We start from the raw sequence: 14,493 nt of genomic DNA, 5'->3' as shown, positions 1-14,493 counted from the left end.
CCGCGACCGCGCCACGACGCCACGTGCCCCGGGCGGGAGGTCAGGGCAGCAGCAGGTTCACGTCCCCGAACTCGTGCCAGAGGTAACCCGCCCCCACCGCGGCGTCGTAGACCCGTTCCAGCAACTGCCGCCCGGCCACCGCCTCCAGCATCAGCACATGCGAGGCCGCCGGGTCGTGCAGCCCGGTGAGGAGGCCGTCCACCGCCCGCACGCCCCGCTCGGGGGTGACCACCAGGTCCGTCCAGCCGCCCGCAGCCGCGACCCGCCCCCGTGTGTCGGCCGCCGTCTCCAGGGCGCGCACCGCGGTGGTGCCCACCGCCACCACCCGCCCGCCGCCCGCCCGGGCGGCGTTCACCAGCCACGCGGTGCTCTCCGGCACCGAGAACCGCTCCGGGTACGGCGGCTCGTGCGCCTCGCCCGAGGACACCCCGGTGTGCAGCACCACGGGGGCGAACTGCACCCCCCGGCTCACCAGAGCCGTGACCAGCCCGGTCGTGAAGGGGCGGGCCGCGCTCGGCATCTCGGCCGAGCCGAGACCGTCGTCCGACGGCACCGAGAACACCGTCCGGTACGCCGCAGCCGGCTGGTCCCGCTCGGTGTACGCGTACCGGATCGGCCGCCCGTGCCGGTGCAGGAACGCCATCGCGTCCGCCACCGACGCCCACGCCACCCACAGCCTCTCCCCGCAGGGGCTCAGCGGCTCCTGCGGCACCAGCCGCTCACCACCGGGCAGCGCCACCGCCACGCCCGCCGGGCCTCCCGCGCGCGGCCGGGTCGTACCCCGCCGGTCGGGCGTCCGCAGTTCCACCACCCAGCGCCCGTCGTCCAGCAGGCCTGAGAAGTGCACCACCACCGGCGCCTCCCCGAGCGTGGCGTCCACCGCCGCCGGCAGGGTCCGCGAGGTGTTCACCACGAGCACGTCCCCGGCCCGCAGCAGCTCCGGCAGGTCGCCGAAGGCGTGGTGCGCCACCTCGCCCCCGGCCCGCCGGCCCACCAGCAACCGCACCCCGTCACGGCCCGACGCCCCGCCGGAGCGCTGCTCCACCGGCACCCGCGCCGCCAGTTCCTCCGGCACCCTCAGCGCGCCCAGCGCGGTCACCGCCCGGCCTCCAGCAGCGCCGTCGCCACGTAGCGTCCACTGGCCGCGGCGCCGTCGAGCAGCCCCAGCACGGCCGGCACCACGGACCCGGGAGCCGGACGCCCGTCCGCGTCCGGATCGTCGGGCACCGCCGCCGCGTACAGCTCCGTCCCCATGTCGCCCGGGTCCAGCCACCACACCCGCAGGTCCGGTTCCTCCGCCGCCAGCACCGCCGACAGCTGCTCCAACGCCGCCTTGCTCGCGCCGTACCCTCCCCAGGTGGGGTACGCCTCGACCGCGGCGTCCGAGCTGATGTTGAGGACCGCCCCCCGCCGCCGGCCCAGCAGCGGCAAAGCCTCCTGTACCAGGCCCAGCGCGGCCACCACATTGGTCTCCAGCGCCGCCCGCAGCCCCTCCAGCGGATGATCGGACAGTGGCCGCAGCGGCTCGGCGCCCAGCGCGCTCGCGTTGTTCACCAGCAGGTCCAGCCCGCCGAACTCCCAGGCCGCCGCGACCAGGTCCACCCGGTGCCGCGGATCGGTGACGTCACCGGGCAGCGCGGCCACCCGCGTGCGTTCCGCCAGCTCCCCCTCCGCCTGCTCCAGCGCCCCGGCCGACCGCGCGTCGATCACCAGGTCCCAGCCCCGCTCCGCGAGCGCCCCGGCGAGGGCCCGGCCCAGTCCCCGCGACGCTCCCGTGATGATTGCCACCGGCATGACGTGTCCTCCCGCCGGCCGCCCGGCCCGTCGCCCGGCGGCTGCCCCCACCGTAGGAGCGGCCCCGCCCCGGGCACCTCGGCCGCCCGCAGCACGGGCGGAAGGCACTTCGCCCTAGGTCCGCGGACCGGGGGAGGTCGGTCAGGAGGCCGATCCCGCCGCTCCCACCCCGCCGGTACGGTGAGGTCATGTCCAGCCGATCGTCCCGACGCGGCATCGAGGCGGTGAGTGAGGCCGTCCTCGCGATGAGCCGCCACCTGGAAGTGCGCGAGGTGCTGCAGACGATCGTCTCGTCCGCCCGCGAACTGCTCGAGGCCCAGTACGCGGCCCTGGGCGTGCCGGACGACCACGGCGGCTTCGCCCAGTTCGTCGTCGACGGCGTCAGCGACGAGCAGTGGAAGGCCATCGGCCCGCTGCCCCGGCAGCACGGCATCCTCGCCGCGATGCTCCACGAGGCCACCCCGCAGCGCCTGCGCGACGTCAAGCGCGACCCGCGCTTCGGTGGCTGGCCGTCCGCCCACCCCGACATGGCCGACTTCCTCGGCATGCCGGTGGTCGACGGCGACGAGATCCTCGGTGCCCTCTTCCTCGCCAACAAGCGCTGCGCCACCCGTCCCCCGGAGGACCGCGGCGGCTTCACCGAGGAGGACGAGGAACTGCTGCGCACCCTTGCCGCGCACGCCGCCATCGCCCTCACCAACGCCCGCCTGTACGAGCGCAGCCGCGAGCTGACCCTCGCCGGGGAACGGGCGCGGATCGCCCACGAGCTCCACGACGCCGTCTCGCAGAAGCTGTTCTCGCTGCGGCTGACCGCCCAGGCGGCCTCCGCCCTGGTGGCCCGCGATCCGGAACGCGCCCGCGAGGAGCTGCGGCAGGTCGCCGCCCTCGCCGCCGAGGCCGCCGACGAACTGCGCGCGGTCGTGGTCGAGCTGCGGCCCGCCGCGCTGGACGAGGACGGCCTGCTGGCCACCCTGCGCACCCAGGTCGGCGTCCTGGACCGGGCGCACTCGGCGCGCGTCTCCTTCGGCCACCGTCACGTGCGGGCCCTGCCCGCCGCCCAGGAGGAGGCGCTGCTGAGGGTCGCCCAGGAGGCCCTGCACAACGCGCTGCGCCACGCGGACGCCGGCCGGGTGACGGTGTCCCTGGAGGGCCGGGGCAGGGGAGCGGTGCTCACGGTGCGCGACGACGGGCGGGGCTTCGACCCGTCCGCGGTGCGCCGTGCCGGCCGCCACCTGGGGCTGGTCTCGATGCGGGACCGGGCCGACGGGGTGGGCGGCGGGCTGACGGTGGATTCGGCGCCCGGCAGGGGCACCGTGATCGAGATGGAGGTGCCCGGTGGCTGACGGCCCCATTCGCGTCCTGCTGGTCGACGACCACCAGGTCGTCCGCCGAGGTCTGCGGACCTTCCTGGAGGTGCAGCCGGACATCGAGGTGGTGGGCGAGGCCGGGGACGGCGAGGAGGGCGTGGACCGCGCCGGTGAACTCGCCCCCGACGTGATCCTGATGGACGTCCGCATGCCTGGTGTCGACGGGATCGAGGCACTGCGGCGGCTGCGCGACAACGGCAGCAAGGCCCGCGTGCTGGTCGTCACCAGCTTCACCGAGCAGCGCACGGTCGTCCCGGCCCTGCGCGCGGGCGCGGCCGGCTACGTCTACAAGGACGTGGACCCGGACGCGCTGGCCGGCGCGATCCGCTCGGTGCACGCCGGACACGTGCTGCTGCAGCCGGAGGTCGCCGACGTCCTGCTCTCCCCGGAGGAGACCACCCCCGGCCAGGGCCGCGGGGGCACCCTCACGGACCGGGAGCGCGAGGTGCTGTCGCTGATCGCCGAGGGCCGCTCCAACCGCGAGATCGCCCGCGCCCTGGTGCTCTCGGAGAAGACCGTCAAGACCCACGTGTCGAACATCCTGATGAAACTGGACCTCTCCGACCGCACCCAGGCGGCCCTGTGGGCCGTCCGGCACGGCATCGGCAGCTGATCCGGTCGATCCGGCGCCGCAGGTGAGCGGCATCCGACGGCACCGAAGCCGGGGCACTTAGCGGTAGGACAAGCGGATCGTCTCGGTCCGGAGTGAGATTCATACCGTCGGGTGTATGTCGCCCGGATGGCGCAACCTGGGCGGGCGTGGGCCGTTTTCCATGGCGTGCTGCGGCGACTGCCGCGGTACCCATGCAAGGAGGGTCAAGAAACGTGAAGAACCTGCACAAGGCCGCAGCCGTCGCCATGGTCGCCGGGAGCCTCGCCATGGTCGGCGCGGGTGCCGCCTCCGCCCACAGCGGTGGCGCCCAGGCCCACGGTGGCGCGAAGAACAGCCCCGGTGTGGTCTCGGGCAACGTGATCCAGGTGCCGGTGCACGTCCCGGTGAACGTCTGCGGCAACACCATCAGCGTCATCGGCCTGCTCAACCCGGCCATCGGGAACGTCTGCGTCAACCGCTGACCCAGAACGTCACCCCCCACGGCATGGCCGTGACCACCGGCCCCGGAGCGCCTCGCCGCACCGGGGCCGGTCCGTTCGTGCTGACCACGGCGTCCTTCCGCACGGCACACGGCACGTTCCGGCGCCTCCCGCAGATTCCGCCGTACGGAGGTTTCCGGCGCCCTCCCCGTGTCAATGCCCCGGGCTCCGCGTTCCTCACAGTGCGGCTCCTCGAACCGGGCCGTGTCATCACAGGAGGAACAGTTTCATGAACAGCGCCAAGAAGGCCGCCCTGATCATCGCCGCCGCCGGTGCGGCCGCCGCCGGTTCGGCCGGTACCGCGCTCGCCGACTCCCACGCGGGTGCCGTGGCCGCCGGCTCGCCCGGTGTGCTCTCCGGCAACGTGATCCAGGTTCCGGTGAACATCCCGATCAACCTGTGCGGCAACACCATCGACGCGGTCGGCATCCTGAACCCGGCCATCGGCAACGTCTGCTTCAACCACTGACGTGCACGGAAGGCCCCGCGGACAGCGTCGTCCGCGGGGCCTTCCGCCGTTCCGGGCCGGACTCAGCCCCGGCGCTGCTCGGCCTCCTCGACGTACGCGTTGTACGCCGCCACCTGCGCCCTCCGCGCCGTGCGCTCCACCGGCCGCAGCAACTCGGCCCGCGCGGCGATCTCCGAGGCGCTGACCGCCGCCCCGTGCCCGGCCTGGGCACCGGTCGCGATCCCGATCAGCGCGCCGACCCGCTGGGCCAGTTCCAGCACCCGCACCGCCCGCGGCGGATACCCCGGCGCCAGCACCTCGCGCCCGCGCGCCGCCCGCGCCCGGTACGCCTCCAGAGCCGCCTGGGCCGCGGGGCCCGCGCCTGCCACGTCCAGCCGCGCCAGCGCCTCCGTGGCGTCCCGCAGTGCCTCCGCGAGCTCCCGCTCCGCCTCGCCCAGCGAGGGCACGTCCGCCGGCGGCGCGTCCCGCACCTCCAGGCACCGCCACTCCACCGACACGTGCACGTCCCCCCGCGGCCCGGCCTCCACGACCTCCGGCACCAGGCCGACGGCCGGTCCGCCCACCGCGATGACGGCCTCGCCCGCCGCCAGGGCCCGCGCGTTGAACTCCGGCGGCCCGCTGAGCCCGAGCGGATGCCCGGGCACCGGGAGCGCGATCCGCAGGCCGCGGACACCCAGCGCGCGCAACCGCCCCAGCCCCAGCGTCAGGCCCACCGGGCCGTCCTCACCGGGGAGTCCGGAGATCCGGTGGACCGAATCGTCGGCGAGCACTTCCTGAGCGGCGTCATCCGGCGCGGCAAGTCCGGCAATCAGGGCATTTCCCCAGGCCGCCAACCGTCCTGAGCGAGGTTCGTCGAGCATCCCCCCAGCCTAAGGACTGGGGCGGCCCGGCCGTGGCGTAGATTTCCTGGGGGCAGCGCCTACAGGTGCTCGCGACGGCAGACGTGCGATCGGGAAGTGGGAGACAACACGCTCATGAGCGATGTTCTGGAGCTGGTGGACGTATCCGTGGTCCGAGACGGCCGGGCTCTGGTGGACCAGGTCTCCTGGTCGGTCGCCGAGGGCGAGCGCTGGGTCATCCTCGGCCCCAACGGCGCCGGCAAGACGACCCTGCTGAACATCGCCTCGAGCTACCTCTTCCCGACCTCCGGCACCGTCCAGATCCTCGGCGAGAAGCTGGGCGGCGTCGACGTCTTCGAACTGCGCCCCCGCATCGGCATCGCCGGCGTCGCCCTGGCCGAGAAGCTGCCGCGCAGGCAGACCGTCCTGGAGACCGTGCTCACCGCCGCGTACGGCATGACCGCGCACTGGCAGGAGAGCTACGAGCAGGTCGACGAGGTCCGCGCCCGCGCCTTCCTCGACCGCCTCGGCATGAGCGACTACCTCGACCGCAGGTTCGGCACCCTGTCCGAGGGCGAGCGCAAGCGCACCCTCATCGCGCGCGCCATGATGACCGACCCCGAGCTGCTCCTGCTCGACGAGCCCGCCGCCGGCCTCGACCTGGGCGGCCGCGAGGACCTCGTCCGCCGCCTCGGCCGGCTCGCCCGCGACCCGATCGCCCCCTCCATGGTGATGGTCACCCACCATGTCGAGGAGATCGCCCCCGGCTTCACCCACGTCCTGATGATCCGCCAGGGCAAGGTCGTCGCCGCCGGCCCCATGGAGACCGAACTCAGCTCCCGCAACCTCTCCCTGTGCTTCGGCCTCCCGCTCGTCGTCGAGCGCCGCGGCGACCGCTGGACCGCCAACGGACTGCCCCTGAAGTGACCCGCTGACGCCACCCGCGCACCCGGCCCCGCGCCGAAAGCGTCGGGCAGAGCCGTCGCACCCTGTCACAGATCCACTGCGGCCCCCTACCATGGGCCTGTGGACGACTGGTTGTGGTGGCTGATCGCCGCCGTAGGGCTGGGTATTCCGCTTGTCGTGACCGCGATGCCCGAGTTCGGGATGTTCGCGGTCGGAGCCGTCGCCGCCGCGATCGCGGCCGGCCTCGGCCTCGGCATCACCGCACAGGTGCTGATCTTCGTCATCGTCTCGGTCGCGGGCATCGCCGTCGTACGCCCGCTGGCCAACCGGAGCCGCGCGCAGCGCCCGGAGCTGCGCAGCGGCATCGACGCGCTCAAGGGCCGCCAGGCCGTCGTACTCGAACGAGTCGACGGGCACGGCGGCCGCATCAAGCTCAACGGCGAGGTCTGGTCGGCCCGCGCCCTCGACACCGGACGGGCCTTCGAACCCGGCGAGAGCGTGGACGTCGTCGAGATCGAGGGCGCGACGGCGGTCGTGATGTGATCCGGCGCGCCCCCGCACCCGGAGACGGCACGGGAATTCGCCGAACCCGGCCCGCCTCCCCGCGGGGTCTGCCAGACTTGATCATGTCTTCGTACAGGTAGCCACAGGCAATCGGCGTGGGAGTGGACGTGCAGCCGATCATCATCGTCCTGATCATCCTGGTGGTGCTCGTCTTCATCGCACTCATCAAGACGGTCCAGGTCATCCCGCAGGCCAGCGCGGCGATCGTCGAGCGCTTCGGCCGCTACACCAGGACCCTGAGCGCGGGCCTCAACATCGTGGTGCCGTTCATCGACACCATCCGCAACCGCATCGACCTGCGCGAGCAGGTCGTGCCGTTCCCGCCGCAGCCGGTGATCACCCAGGACAACCTGGTCGTCAACATCGACACGGTGATCTACTACCAGGTCACCGACGCACGGGCCGCCACCTACGAGGTCGCCAGCTACATCCAGGCGATCGAGCAGCTCACCGTCACCACCCTCCGCAACATCATCGGCGGCATGGACCTGGAGCGGACCCTGACCTCCCGCGAGGAGATCAACGCGGCCCTGCGCGGCGTCCTCGACGAGGCCACCGGCAAGTGGGGCATCCGCGTCAACCGCGTCGAACTCAAGGCCATCGAACCGCCCACCTCCATCCAGGACTCGATGGAGAAGCAGATGCGCGCCGACCGCGACAAGCGCGCCGCCATCCTCACCGCCGAGGGCATCCGGCAGTCCCAGATCCTCACCGCCGAGGGCGAGAAGCAGTCCGCGATCCTTCGCGCCGAGGGCGAGGCCAAGGCCGCCGCGCTCAAGGCCGAGGGCGAGGCCCAGGCCATCCGCACGGTCTTCGAGTCCATCCACGCGGGCGACCCCGACCAGAAGCTGCTCGCCTACCAGTACCTGCAGATGCTCCCCAAGATCGCCGAGGGCGACTCCAACAAGCTCTGGATCATCCCCAGCGAACTCAACGACGCCCTCAAGGGTCTCGGCGGCATCGTCAACCTCCCCGGCGCCCCCGGCGGCGGTCCCGGGGACGGCGGCACCCGCCGCGAGACCCCCCGGCTCGACAAGGACTGAGCAGCGCGGCCGCCGCCGCGAACGCGTATGACATGATCCGTGCGCTCCGGCTCCCCCGGTCCCGTCAGGGGGAGAGGAGCCGCACCGACCATGGAGACGCCTATGACCTACTGGGAAGCCCTGGCCGTGTTCGCGGCCGGAATCGGGGCCGGCACCATCAACACCGTCGTCGGCTCCGGGACGCTCATCACCTTCCCCGTCCTGCTCGCCGTGGGGTTGCCACCCGTCACCGCCAACGTGTCCAACACCCTCGGCCTCGTCCCCGGCTCCATCAGCGGCGCCATCGGCTACCGGCGCGAACTCGCCGGACAGGGCCCCCGCCTGCTGCGGCTGGGCGCCACCGCCCTCGTCGGCGGTCTCACCGGGGCGATGCTGCTGCTGACGCTGCCCTCCCGGGCCTTCGACACGATCGTGCCGGTCCTCATCGCCATCGCCCTCGTCCTCGTCGTCGTCCAGCCCCGGCTCTCCCGCGCCCTCCAGGCCCGAAGATCCGGCAACGGCACCTCCGTCCCCGTGCACGGCGGTCCTCTCCTGCTGGCCGGACTCCTCCTCGCCAGCATGTACGGCGGCTACTTCGGCGCCGCCCAGGGAGTCATCTACCTCTCCCTGATGGGCGTCCTCCTCGAGGAGTCCTGGCAACGGATCAACGCGGCGAAGAACGTCCTCGCACTGATCGTCAACGGTGTCGCAGCGGTCTTCTTCCTCTTCGTCGCCGACTTCGACTGGACCGCCGTCGCGCTCATCGCCGCCGGCGCAGCCATCGGCGGCGTGCTCGGCGCCCGCGTAGGCCGCCGCATGCCGCCCGTCGCCCTGCGCGGCGTCATCGTCGTCGTGGGCCTCGTGGCGATCACCCAGCTCCTGCTCAAGTAGCCGGGCGACCGCCCCGGGACCCGGGACTCAGGCCGTCTGCGGCAGCCAGCCCGGAACGCCCTCACGGTCCTTCAATCCGAGCGCCAGCAGCAGCGCGTCCGCCGGCGTCGGCTCGAACGGCTGGGTCAGCAGCCGCATCCCCGCCTGCTCCGGCGTACGGTCCGCCTTGCGGTGGTTGTCCTCCGCGCACGAGGCCACCGTGTTCAGCCACGTGTCCCCACCACCGCGCGAACGCGGCAGCACGTGGTCCACGGTGGTCGCCCTCCGGCCGCAGTACGCGCACCGGTGCCGGTCCCTGACCAGCACACCCCGCCGCGACCACGCCGCCCGTTGTCGGAAGGGCACCCTCACGTACCTGCAGAGCCTGATCACCTGCGGCACCGGCACCTCCACCGCCGCCGCACGGATCCGCAGCCCGGGATGAGCCTGCTCGACCACGGCCTTGTCCTGCATGACCAGCACCACCGCACGCCGCAGCGACACAGTCGACAGCGGCTCGAAGGTCGCGTTCAGCACCAGCGTCTCACGCACGTCGCCCACCCCTCGGGTCCATCCCCGCCCCGTGGCGAGGTGGCTCCACTGTGACCGGGCGATACCCGTGCGGACAACGCAATTTCCGCACGTGAGAGCGAACAGGAGGAAACGGGAAGCGAAACGGCGACCGCCGGCCGCCGGCCACCCCGGGCGCCCTCCCCCGTCGGGGGTCCGGGGCGCCCGGAGCGCGGCGATCGGCGTGGACGCCCGGGCGCATGACCGGGCTCCGGCGGACGGCAGGCAGGTCGCGCGGCGAGAGCCGCACAGCGCAACGCCCCGCCGCCCCCGCCACTGCGGTGCCGACCCCCGGTGACGGTCAGGTCACCAGGCAGACACCACAGTGCGATGCGGGAGCGCCGGGGCGCAACGGGATTTCAGGCCCCCGGCCGCGGCCGGGAGCGCCACGACTACTGCGGGTTCTCGTACTCGCCGATCAGGTTGGCCCGTGCGATCGCGTGGAACCGCAGGTTGAAGCCGACGACGGCGGGCGACACGTCCCCCTCCGGCCCCAGCTTCTCCTGGTCCACCGCGTACACGGTGAACACGTACCGGTGCGGCCCGTCCCCGGGCGGCGGCGCGGCACCGCCGAAGTCCTTGCTGCCGTAGTCGTTGCGCACGTGCACCGCACCCTCGGGCAGCCCCTTGAAACCGTCGCTGCCGGCCCCTGCGGGCAGTTCCGTCACCGACACCGGGATGTCGAAGAGCACCCAGTGCCAGAAACCGCTGCCGGTGGGCGCGTCGGGGTCGTAACACGTGACGGCGAAGCTCCTCGTCCCCTCGGGGAAGCCCTCCCACCGCAGGTGCGGAGAGACGTTCCCCTCGGCGTAGACCTGCGAGTCCTTCAGCGTGCCACCCGGCTCGATGTCCTCGCTCACCACCGTGAACGACGCCACCGGCGGGTGGAAATCGTGGGGGAGCGGCCGCCGCTTCTGCTCGGTCACCTCGGTACCTCCTGCTGATCGCGAAACGCGCTTCCGCCCGCCGATCCTAGAACCAGTTGCGCTTGCCGCCGACCTCGGCCAGCCACTGGTTGAGGTACCCCGCCCAGTCGGTCGAGTGGAAGTTGTTCAGGTCCACGGTGAACGAGCGGAAGGCGTCGCTGCCCTCGCTGAACAGTCCCGGCTTCTTGTCCATCTCCAGGACGACGTCCATTTCGTGGCCGTCGGAGACGAAGCTCAGCTCCACCTGGTTCAGCCCGCGGTACTGCTGCGGCGCGAAGAACTCGATCTCCTGGTAGAACGGCAGCCGCTGCCGCGTGTTGCGGATGTGGCCGCGCTCCAGGTCCGCGTTCTTGAAGCCGAAGCCCAACTGGCCGAACGCGTCGAGGATCGCCTGCTGCGCGGGCACCGGGTGCACGTTGATCGGGTCGAGGTCACCGGAGTCCACCGCACGGGCGATGGCCAGTTCCGTGGTGACGCCGACGTTCATCCCGGTCAGGTGACGACCCAGGAACGTCGTGATCGGGGTCTCCCACGGGATCTCCAGCCCGAACGGCACCACGTGCACCGCACCCGGCTGCACCTCGAACGCCCCGCCCAACTGCTGCCGGTGGAACTCGATGTCCTGCTTGTACTCCGTGTCCTGGCCCTCGACCTCGACACGGGCCTGCAGGCCCACCGACAGCCCCTCGATCTGCTGCGGCACCGAGCCGCCCTGGATCCGCACCTCACCCTGGACGACCCCGCCCGGGACGACGTTCGGCTCGTTGAGCACCGTCTCGACCGACGCGCCACCGGCGCCCAAGCTCGCAAGCAGCTTCTTGAAGCCCACGATGTCCCTCTCCCTTTACTGGCGGTTGCCTCGGTCATTACGAACGCGGCCCCACCCCGAACGGTTCCATTACTCTCGTACCGCATGATCCCCCCTCCGGAAAGCACCCCGCTCCCCAGGTCCTTCTTCGACCGGCCGGTGCCGGAGGCGGCCCCCGACCTCCTGGGGCGAACCCTTGTACGCAGGACGGACGACGGCCCCGTCGCGCTCAGGCCGACCGAGATCGGGGCCTACGCCGGCCCCCTCGACCCCGGCTCCCACGCCTACCGCGGACGCACCGACCGCGACGCGGTCACGTGCGGCCCGCCCGGCCACGCGTACGTTCACTTCACCTATGCACGTCAAGGCGGTCAGCATGAACGTGGTGGATCTTGCTCACCCCGCTGAAGAAGTCGCGCCCAAGCTGCTCGGTGCCGTCCTCACCCATGTGACGCCTGAGGGAACCGTGAGCATCGCCATCACGGAGACCGAGGCGTATTCCGGTTCGGCCGACCCCGCCTCGCACGCCTACCGAGGCATGACACCCCGGAACGCCGTCATGTTCGGACCCGCGGGGCACCTGTACGTCTACCGGTCCCACGGTCTCCACTGGTGCGCCAACATCGTCACCGGGGCAGACGGCATCGCCACGGCTGTCCTCATCCGGGCAGGCCGGGTCATCGAAGGTGAAGACCTGGCCCGCGAGCGGCGAGGGGGCAGGGTCGAAAGTCCACGTCTCGCGCGAGGTCCGGGGAATTTCTGCCAAGCCCTCGGCATCACGGCGGAGCACAACGGTGCAGACCTGCTGGCAGGAGCGTCGGTCGCGCTCTCGGAGGGCGAGCCGGCACCCGCCACACTCATCCGGGTCGGTCCTCGGGTAGGCGTGAGCAAAGCCCACGACTGGCAGCACCGCTTCTATCTCGCCGGTGATCCAACGGTCTCGGCGTACCGACTGAGCCCGAGAGCCAAGCCGTCCGCCGGAACCTGAGCCGCTGTACGCCTCGCCGCGAACCGTCGGCGCGCGGCCCGGGCTCGGCCCAGACGATGCGTGACCGCTCGCGAGCGCGGCGCGCTCCTGGCCGGTCAGGTGACCGTCAGGATCATCGGCACTGTGCACGACGACGAGGAGCGCTCCCGCCGTCACACATCGGCACCGTTTCCGGAAGGTGATCCGGCGAACAGCTTCAGCGCGTCACGTACGCCATGTGGCACTGCACGAACATCGCCTGCGGTCCGGAGGACGCCTCAGCGGCGGTCCCGCCGCGCGACGGCGACGGCGACAGCGCCGACAGCCGCTACCGCGCCCACGCACCGCGCCGCCGTGCCCCGGGGCGCGCAAAAGGAGTCGAGCGGAACGCGTAGTCTCGGAAAGACTCCGTACGACGGGTACGAGGCATCGAACGACACCAGGAGGCACGAGAACCGTGACGGACATCGTCGACGAGCTGCGGTGGCGAGGGCTGATCGCCGTTTCCACCGACGAGGACGCACTGCGCAAGGCGTTCGCGGACGGCCCGGTCACGGTCTATTGCGGCTTCGACCCCACCGCGCCCAGCCTGCACCTCGGCAACCTGGTGCAGATCCTCACCATCCGCCGGCTCCAGCTGGCCGGGAACCGGCCGCTCGCCCTCGTCGGCGGCGCCACCGGTCTGATCGGCGACCCCAAGCCGACCGCCGAGCGGACGCTGAACGACGCCGGCGTCGTCGCCGGCTGGGTGGAGCGGATCCGCGCGCAGATCGAGCCCTTCCTCTCCTTCGAGGGCCCGAACGCCGCGGTGATGGTCAACAACCTGGACTGGACCTCGGGCCTGTCGGCCATCGAGTTCCTGCGCGACGTGGGCAAGTACTTCCGGGTCAACAAGATGATCGCCAAGGAGGCCGTCGCCCGGCGGCTCAACTCCGAGGCCGGCATCAGCTACACCGAGTTCAGCTACCAGATCCTCCAGGGCATGGACTTCCTGGAGCTCCACCGCCGCTACGGCTGCACCATGCAGACCGGCGGCAGCGACCAGTGGGGCAACCTGACCGCCGGCATCGACCTGATCGGACGCGTCGAGGGCACCTCCGTGCACGCCCTCGCCACCCCGCTCATCACCAAGGCCGACGGCACGAAGTTCGGCAAGACGGAGTCCGGCACGGTCTGGCTCGATCCCGAGATGACCACGCCGTACGCCTTCTACCAGTTCTGGCTGAACGCCGACGACCGCGACGTGTCCAAGTTCCTGCGCATCTTCAGCTTCAGGTCGCAGACCGAGATCGAGGAACTGGAGCGGCTCACCGAGGAGCGTCCGCAGGCCCGCGCGGCCCAGCGGGCCCTCGCCGAGGAGCTCACCATCCTCGTCCACGGCGCCGAACAGTGCGCCGCGGTGATCGCCGCCTCCAAGGCACTTTTCGGCCAGGGCGAACTCGCCGAGCTCGACGAGCGGACCCTCGCGGCGGCCCTCGGTGAACTGCCGCACGCCAAGGTGGCCGAGCTGGCCTCCGTCGCGGACCTCCTCGCCGAAGTGGGGCTCGTGGCCAGCAAGTCCGCTGCCCGCCGCACCATCAAGGAGGGCGGCGCGTACGTGAACAACGTCAAGATCGGCGACGAGGACGCGGCCCCCCAGGCCTCCGACCTGCTGCACGGCCGCTGGCTCGTGCTGCGCCGTGGCAAGAAGAGCCTGGCGGCCGTCGAGGTCGCCGGCGGCTGACGTCGGCTGGTTATCCACGTTTGGGCGGCGGCGGGGCTTGACTCCGCCGCCGCCCATGCGTAACGTAGCCCGAGCCGCTTGAGACGGTGCGCCCGGTTCGTCCGGATCCTCCGATCGGCGGTCACTCACCACGACGACATCCACCCCGAAGATTCGGGTGCACTTTCGTGCCCTCGAATTCCATCGGCATGGAATCGAACGGTGAGTGGGGGACGAATTCGCAAGACGCGAAGGAATCCGCTAACGTAGTGAATGTCGCCGAGGCGGAAACGCCGAAAGCGAAACCCCCTCCAGAGGGTGGCAGAGAAGGAAATCGGATCTGCTAAGCTGGAGACAACGAAGGGAAAGCCCGGAGGGGCCGGTGAAACGGTCTCGAAGGAAGCTTCCGTTCCTTGAGAACTCAACAGCGTGCCAAAAGTCAACGCCAGATATGTTGATACCCCGTCCATCTCGGACGAGGTTCCTTTGTAGAAAAACACAGCGAGGACGCTGGGCACGTCGGGATTATTCCTCCCGATGGTGCCGCTCTCGTGAAGACATTCACGGAGAGTTTGATCCTGGCTCAGGACGAACGCT

Annotated in this window: 17 protein-coding genes and 1 pseudogene; 11 read left to right on the top strand and 7 right to left on the bottom strand. The window is 71.6% G+C overall.

The genetic code is table 11. The features are described from left to right. Nucleotides 1-40 precede the first annotated feature (40 nt). Both B085_RS0121115 and B085_RS0121110 read right to left on the bottom strand, forming a co-directional pair. Nucleotides 41-1,099 carry an S-adenosylmethionine:tRNA ribosyltransferase-isomerase gene (locus tag B085_RS0121115; RefSeq protein WP_018560574.1) on the bottom strand — a complete coding sequence of 353 codons (1,059 nt, stop codon included), beginning with the start codon at nt 1,097-1,099 and terminating at the stop codon, nt 41-43. Then, nucleotides 1,096-1,794 carry an SDR family oxidoreductase gene (locus B085_RS0121110; protein WP_018560573.1) on the bottom strand — a complete coding sequence of 233 codons (699 nt, stop codon included), beginning with the start codon at nt 1,792-1,794 and terminating at the stop codon, nt 1,096-1,098. Before B085_RS0121110 ends, B085_RS0121115 begins: the two co-directional genes overlap by 4 nt. A 188-nt stretch (nt 1,795-1,982) precedes the next feature. Here B085_RS0121110 and B085_RS0121105 point away from each other — a divergent pair, with 188 nt between their 5' ends. The 4 genes from B085_RS0121105 to B085_RS0121090 all read left to right on the top strand — a co-directional run bounded on the left by B085_RS0121105 (nt 1,983) and on the right by B085_RS0121090 (nt 4,722). After that, nucleotides 1,983-3,137, top strand: coding sequence for a GAF domain-containing sensor histidine kinase (locus B085_RS0121105; RefSeq protein ID WP_018560572.1), 1,155 nt, complete (start codon nt 1,983-1,985; stop codon nt 3,135-3,137). Beyond that, a complete protein-coding gene (locus B085_RS0121100) occupies nt 3,130-3,774 on the top strand; it encodes a response regulator (protein WP_018560571.1) in 645 nt (214 codons plus the stop codon). Before B085_RS0121105 ends, B085_RS0121100 begins: the two co-directional genes overlap by 8 nt. A gap of 212 nt (nt 3,775-3,986) precedes the next feature. Next, nucleotides 3,987-4,235: a chaplin gene (locus B085_RS0121095; protein ID WP_018560570.1), complete on the top strand. Its 249-nt coding sequence runs from the start codon at nt 3,987-3,989 to the stop codon at nt 4,233-4,235. A 247-nt stretch (nt 4,236-4,482) separates the two neighbouring features. Then, nucleotides 4,483-4,722 carry a chaplin gene (locus tag B085_RS0121090; protein ID WP_018560569.1) on the top strand — a complete coding sequence of 80 codons (240 nt, stop codon included), beginning with the start codon at nt 4,483-4,485 and terminating at the stop codon, nt 4,720-4,722. Nucleotides 4,723-4,784: 62 nt separating this feature from the next. Here B085_RS0121090 and B085_RS0121085 read toward each other — a convergent pair whose 3' ends face one another. Then, nucleotides 4,785-5,582, bottom strand: a complete 798-nt coding sequence (locus B085_RS0121085) for a hypothetical protein (RefSeq protein WP_026251286.1) — start codon at nt 5,580-5,582, stop codon at nt 4,785-4,787. 114 nt (nt 5,583-5,696) lie between these two features. Here B085_RS0121085 and B085_RS0121080 point away from each other — a divergent pair, with 114 nt between their 5' ends. The 4 genes from B085_RS0121080 to B085_RS0121065 all read left to right on the top strand — a co-directional run bounded on the left by B085_RS0121080 (nt 5,697) and on the right by B085_RS0121065 (nt 8,944). Then, the gene (locus tag B085_RS0121080) at nt 5,697-6,488 is read left to right on the top strand and encodes an ABC transporter ATP-binding protein (protein ID WP_026251285.1); all 792 of its coding nucleotides are present in this window, start codon (nt 5,697-5,699) and stop codon (nt 6,486-6,488) included. A 111-nt stretch (nt 6,489-6,599) separates the two neighbouring features. Next, entirely contained in the window at nt 6,600-7,010 is a 411-nt protein-coding gene (locus tag B085_RS0121075) for an NfeD family protein (RefSeq protein ID WP_018560566.1), read from the top strand. Between the two features lie 128 nt (nt 7,011-7,138). Then, nucleotides 7,139-8,074, top strand: a complete 936-nt coding sequence (locus B085_RS0121070) for an SPFH domain-containing protein (RefSeq protein ID WP_026251284.1) — start codon at nt 7,139-7,141, stop codon at nt 8,072-8,074. 102 nt (nt 8,075-8,176) lie between these two features. Next, nucleotides 8,177-8,944 carry a sulfite exporter TauE/SafE family protein gene (locus B085_RS0121065; protein WP_018560564.1) on the top strand — a complete coding sequence of 256 codons (768 nt, stop codon included), beginning with the start codon at nt 8,177-8,179 and terminating at the stop codon, nt 8,942-8,944. A 27-nt stretch (nt 8,945-8,971) separates the two neighbouring features. On the opposite strand, the gene B085_RS0121060 is transcribed toward B085_RS0121065, so the two are convergent. The 3 genes from B085_RS0121060 to B085_RS0121050 form a co-directional block, all read right to left on the bottom strand. Further along, nucleotides 8,972-9,475: an HNH endonuclease gene (locus tag B085_RS0121060; RefSeq protein WP_026251283.1), complete on the bottom strand. Its 504-nt coding sequence runs from the start codon at nt 9,473-9,475 to the stop codon at nt 8,972-8,974. Between the two features lie 410 nt (nt 9,476-9,885). Then, a complete protein-coding gene (locus tag B085_RS0121055) occupies nt 9,886-10,419 on the bottom strand; it encodes a YbhB/YbcL family Raf kinase inhibitor-like protein (protein WP_018560562.1) in 534 nt (177 codons plus the stop codon). A gap of 46 nt (nt 10,420-10,465) precedes the next feature. Beyond that, complete coding sequence (locus B085_RS0121050; RefSeq protein ID WP_018560561.1) at nt 10,466-11,248, bottom strand: sporulation protein; 783 nt, start codon at nt 11,246-11,248, stop codon at nt 10,466-10,468. A gap of 84 nt (nt 11,249-11,332) precedes the next feature. Between B085_RS0121050 and B085_RS47255 the strand changes: the two are divergent. The 3 genes and pseudogenes from B085_RS47255 to tyrS form a co-directional block, all read left to right on the top strand. Then, a pseudogene (locus B085_RS47255) lies at nt 11,333-11,584 on the top strand (DNA-3-methyladenine glycosylase); the annotation flags it as partial. 19 nt (nt 11,585-11,603) lie between these two features. Next, nucleotides 11,604-12,215, top strand: a complete 612-nt coding sequence (locus B085_RS0121045) for a DNA-3-methyladenine glycosylase (RefSeq protein WP_026251282.1) — start codon at nt 11,604-11,606, stop codon at nt 12,213-12,215. Nucleotides 12,216-12,651: 436 nt separating this feature from the next. Next, on the top strand, nt 12,652-13,917 hold the full coding sequence (gene tyrS / locus B085_RS0121040; protein ID WP_018560558.1) for a tyrosine--tRNA ligase: 1,266 nt from the start codon (nt 12,652-12,654) through the stop codon (nt 13,915-13,917). 125 nt (nt 13,918-14,042) lie between these two features. Here the strand turns inward: tyrS and B085_RS50940 are convergent. Next, the coding region (locus tag B085_RS50940; RefSeq protein ID WP_234018631.1) for a hypothetical protein at nt 14,043-14,493 on the bottom strand (451 nt) is incomplete at its 5' end.

Origin of the sequence: Streptomyces sp. BoleA5 (assembly GCF_000373665.1) — a bacterium.
Classification (GTDB): Bacteria; Actinomycetota; Actinomycetes; order Streptomycetales; family Streptomycetaceae; genus Actinacidiphila.
The sequence above is the reverse complement of the archived record's forward strand: the minus strand, read 5'-3'. Positions and strand labels throughout refer to the sequence as shown.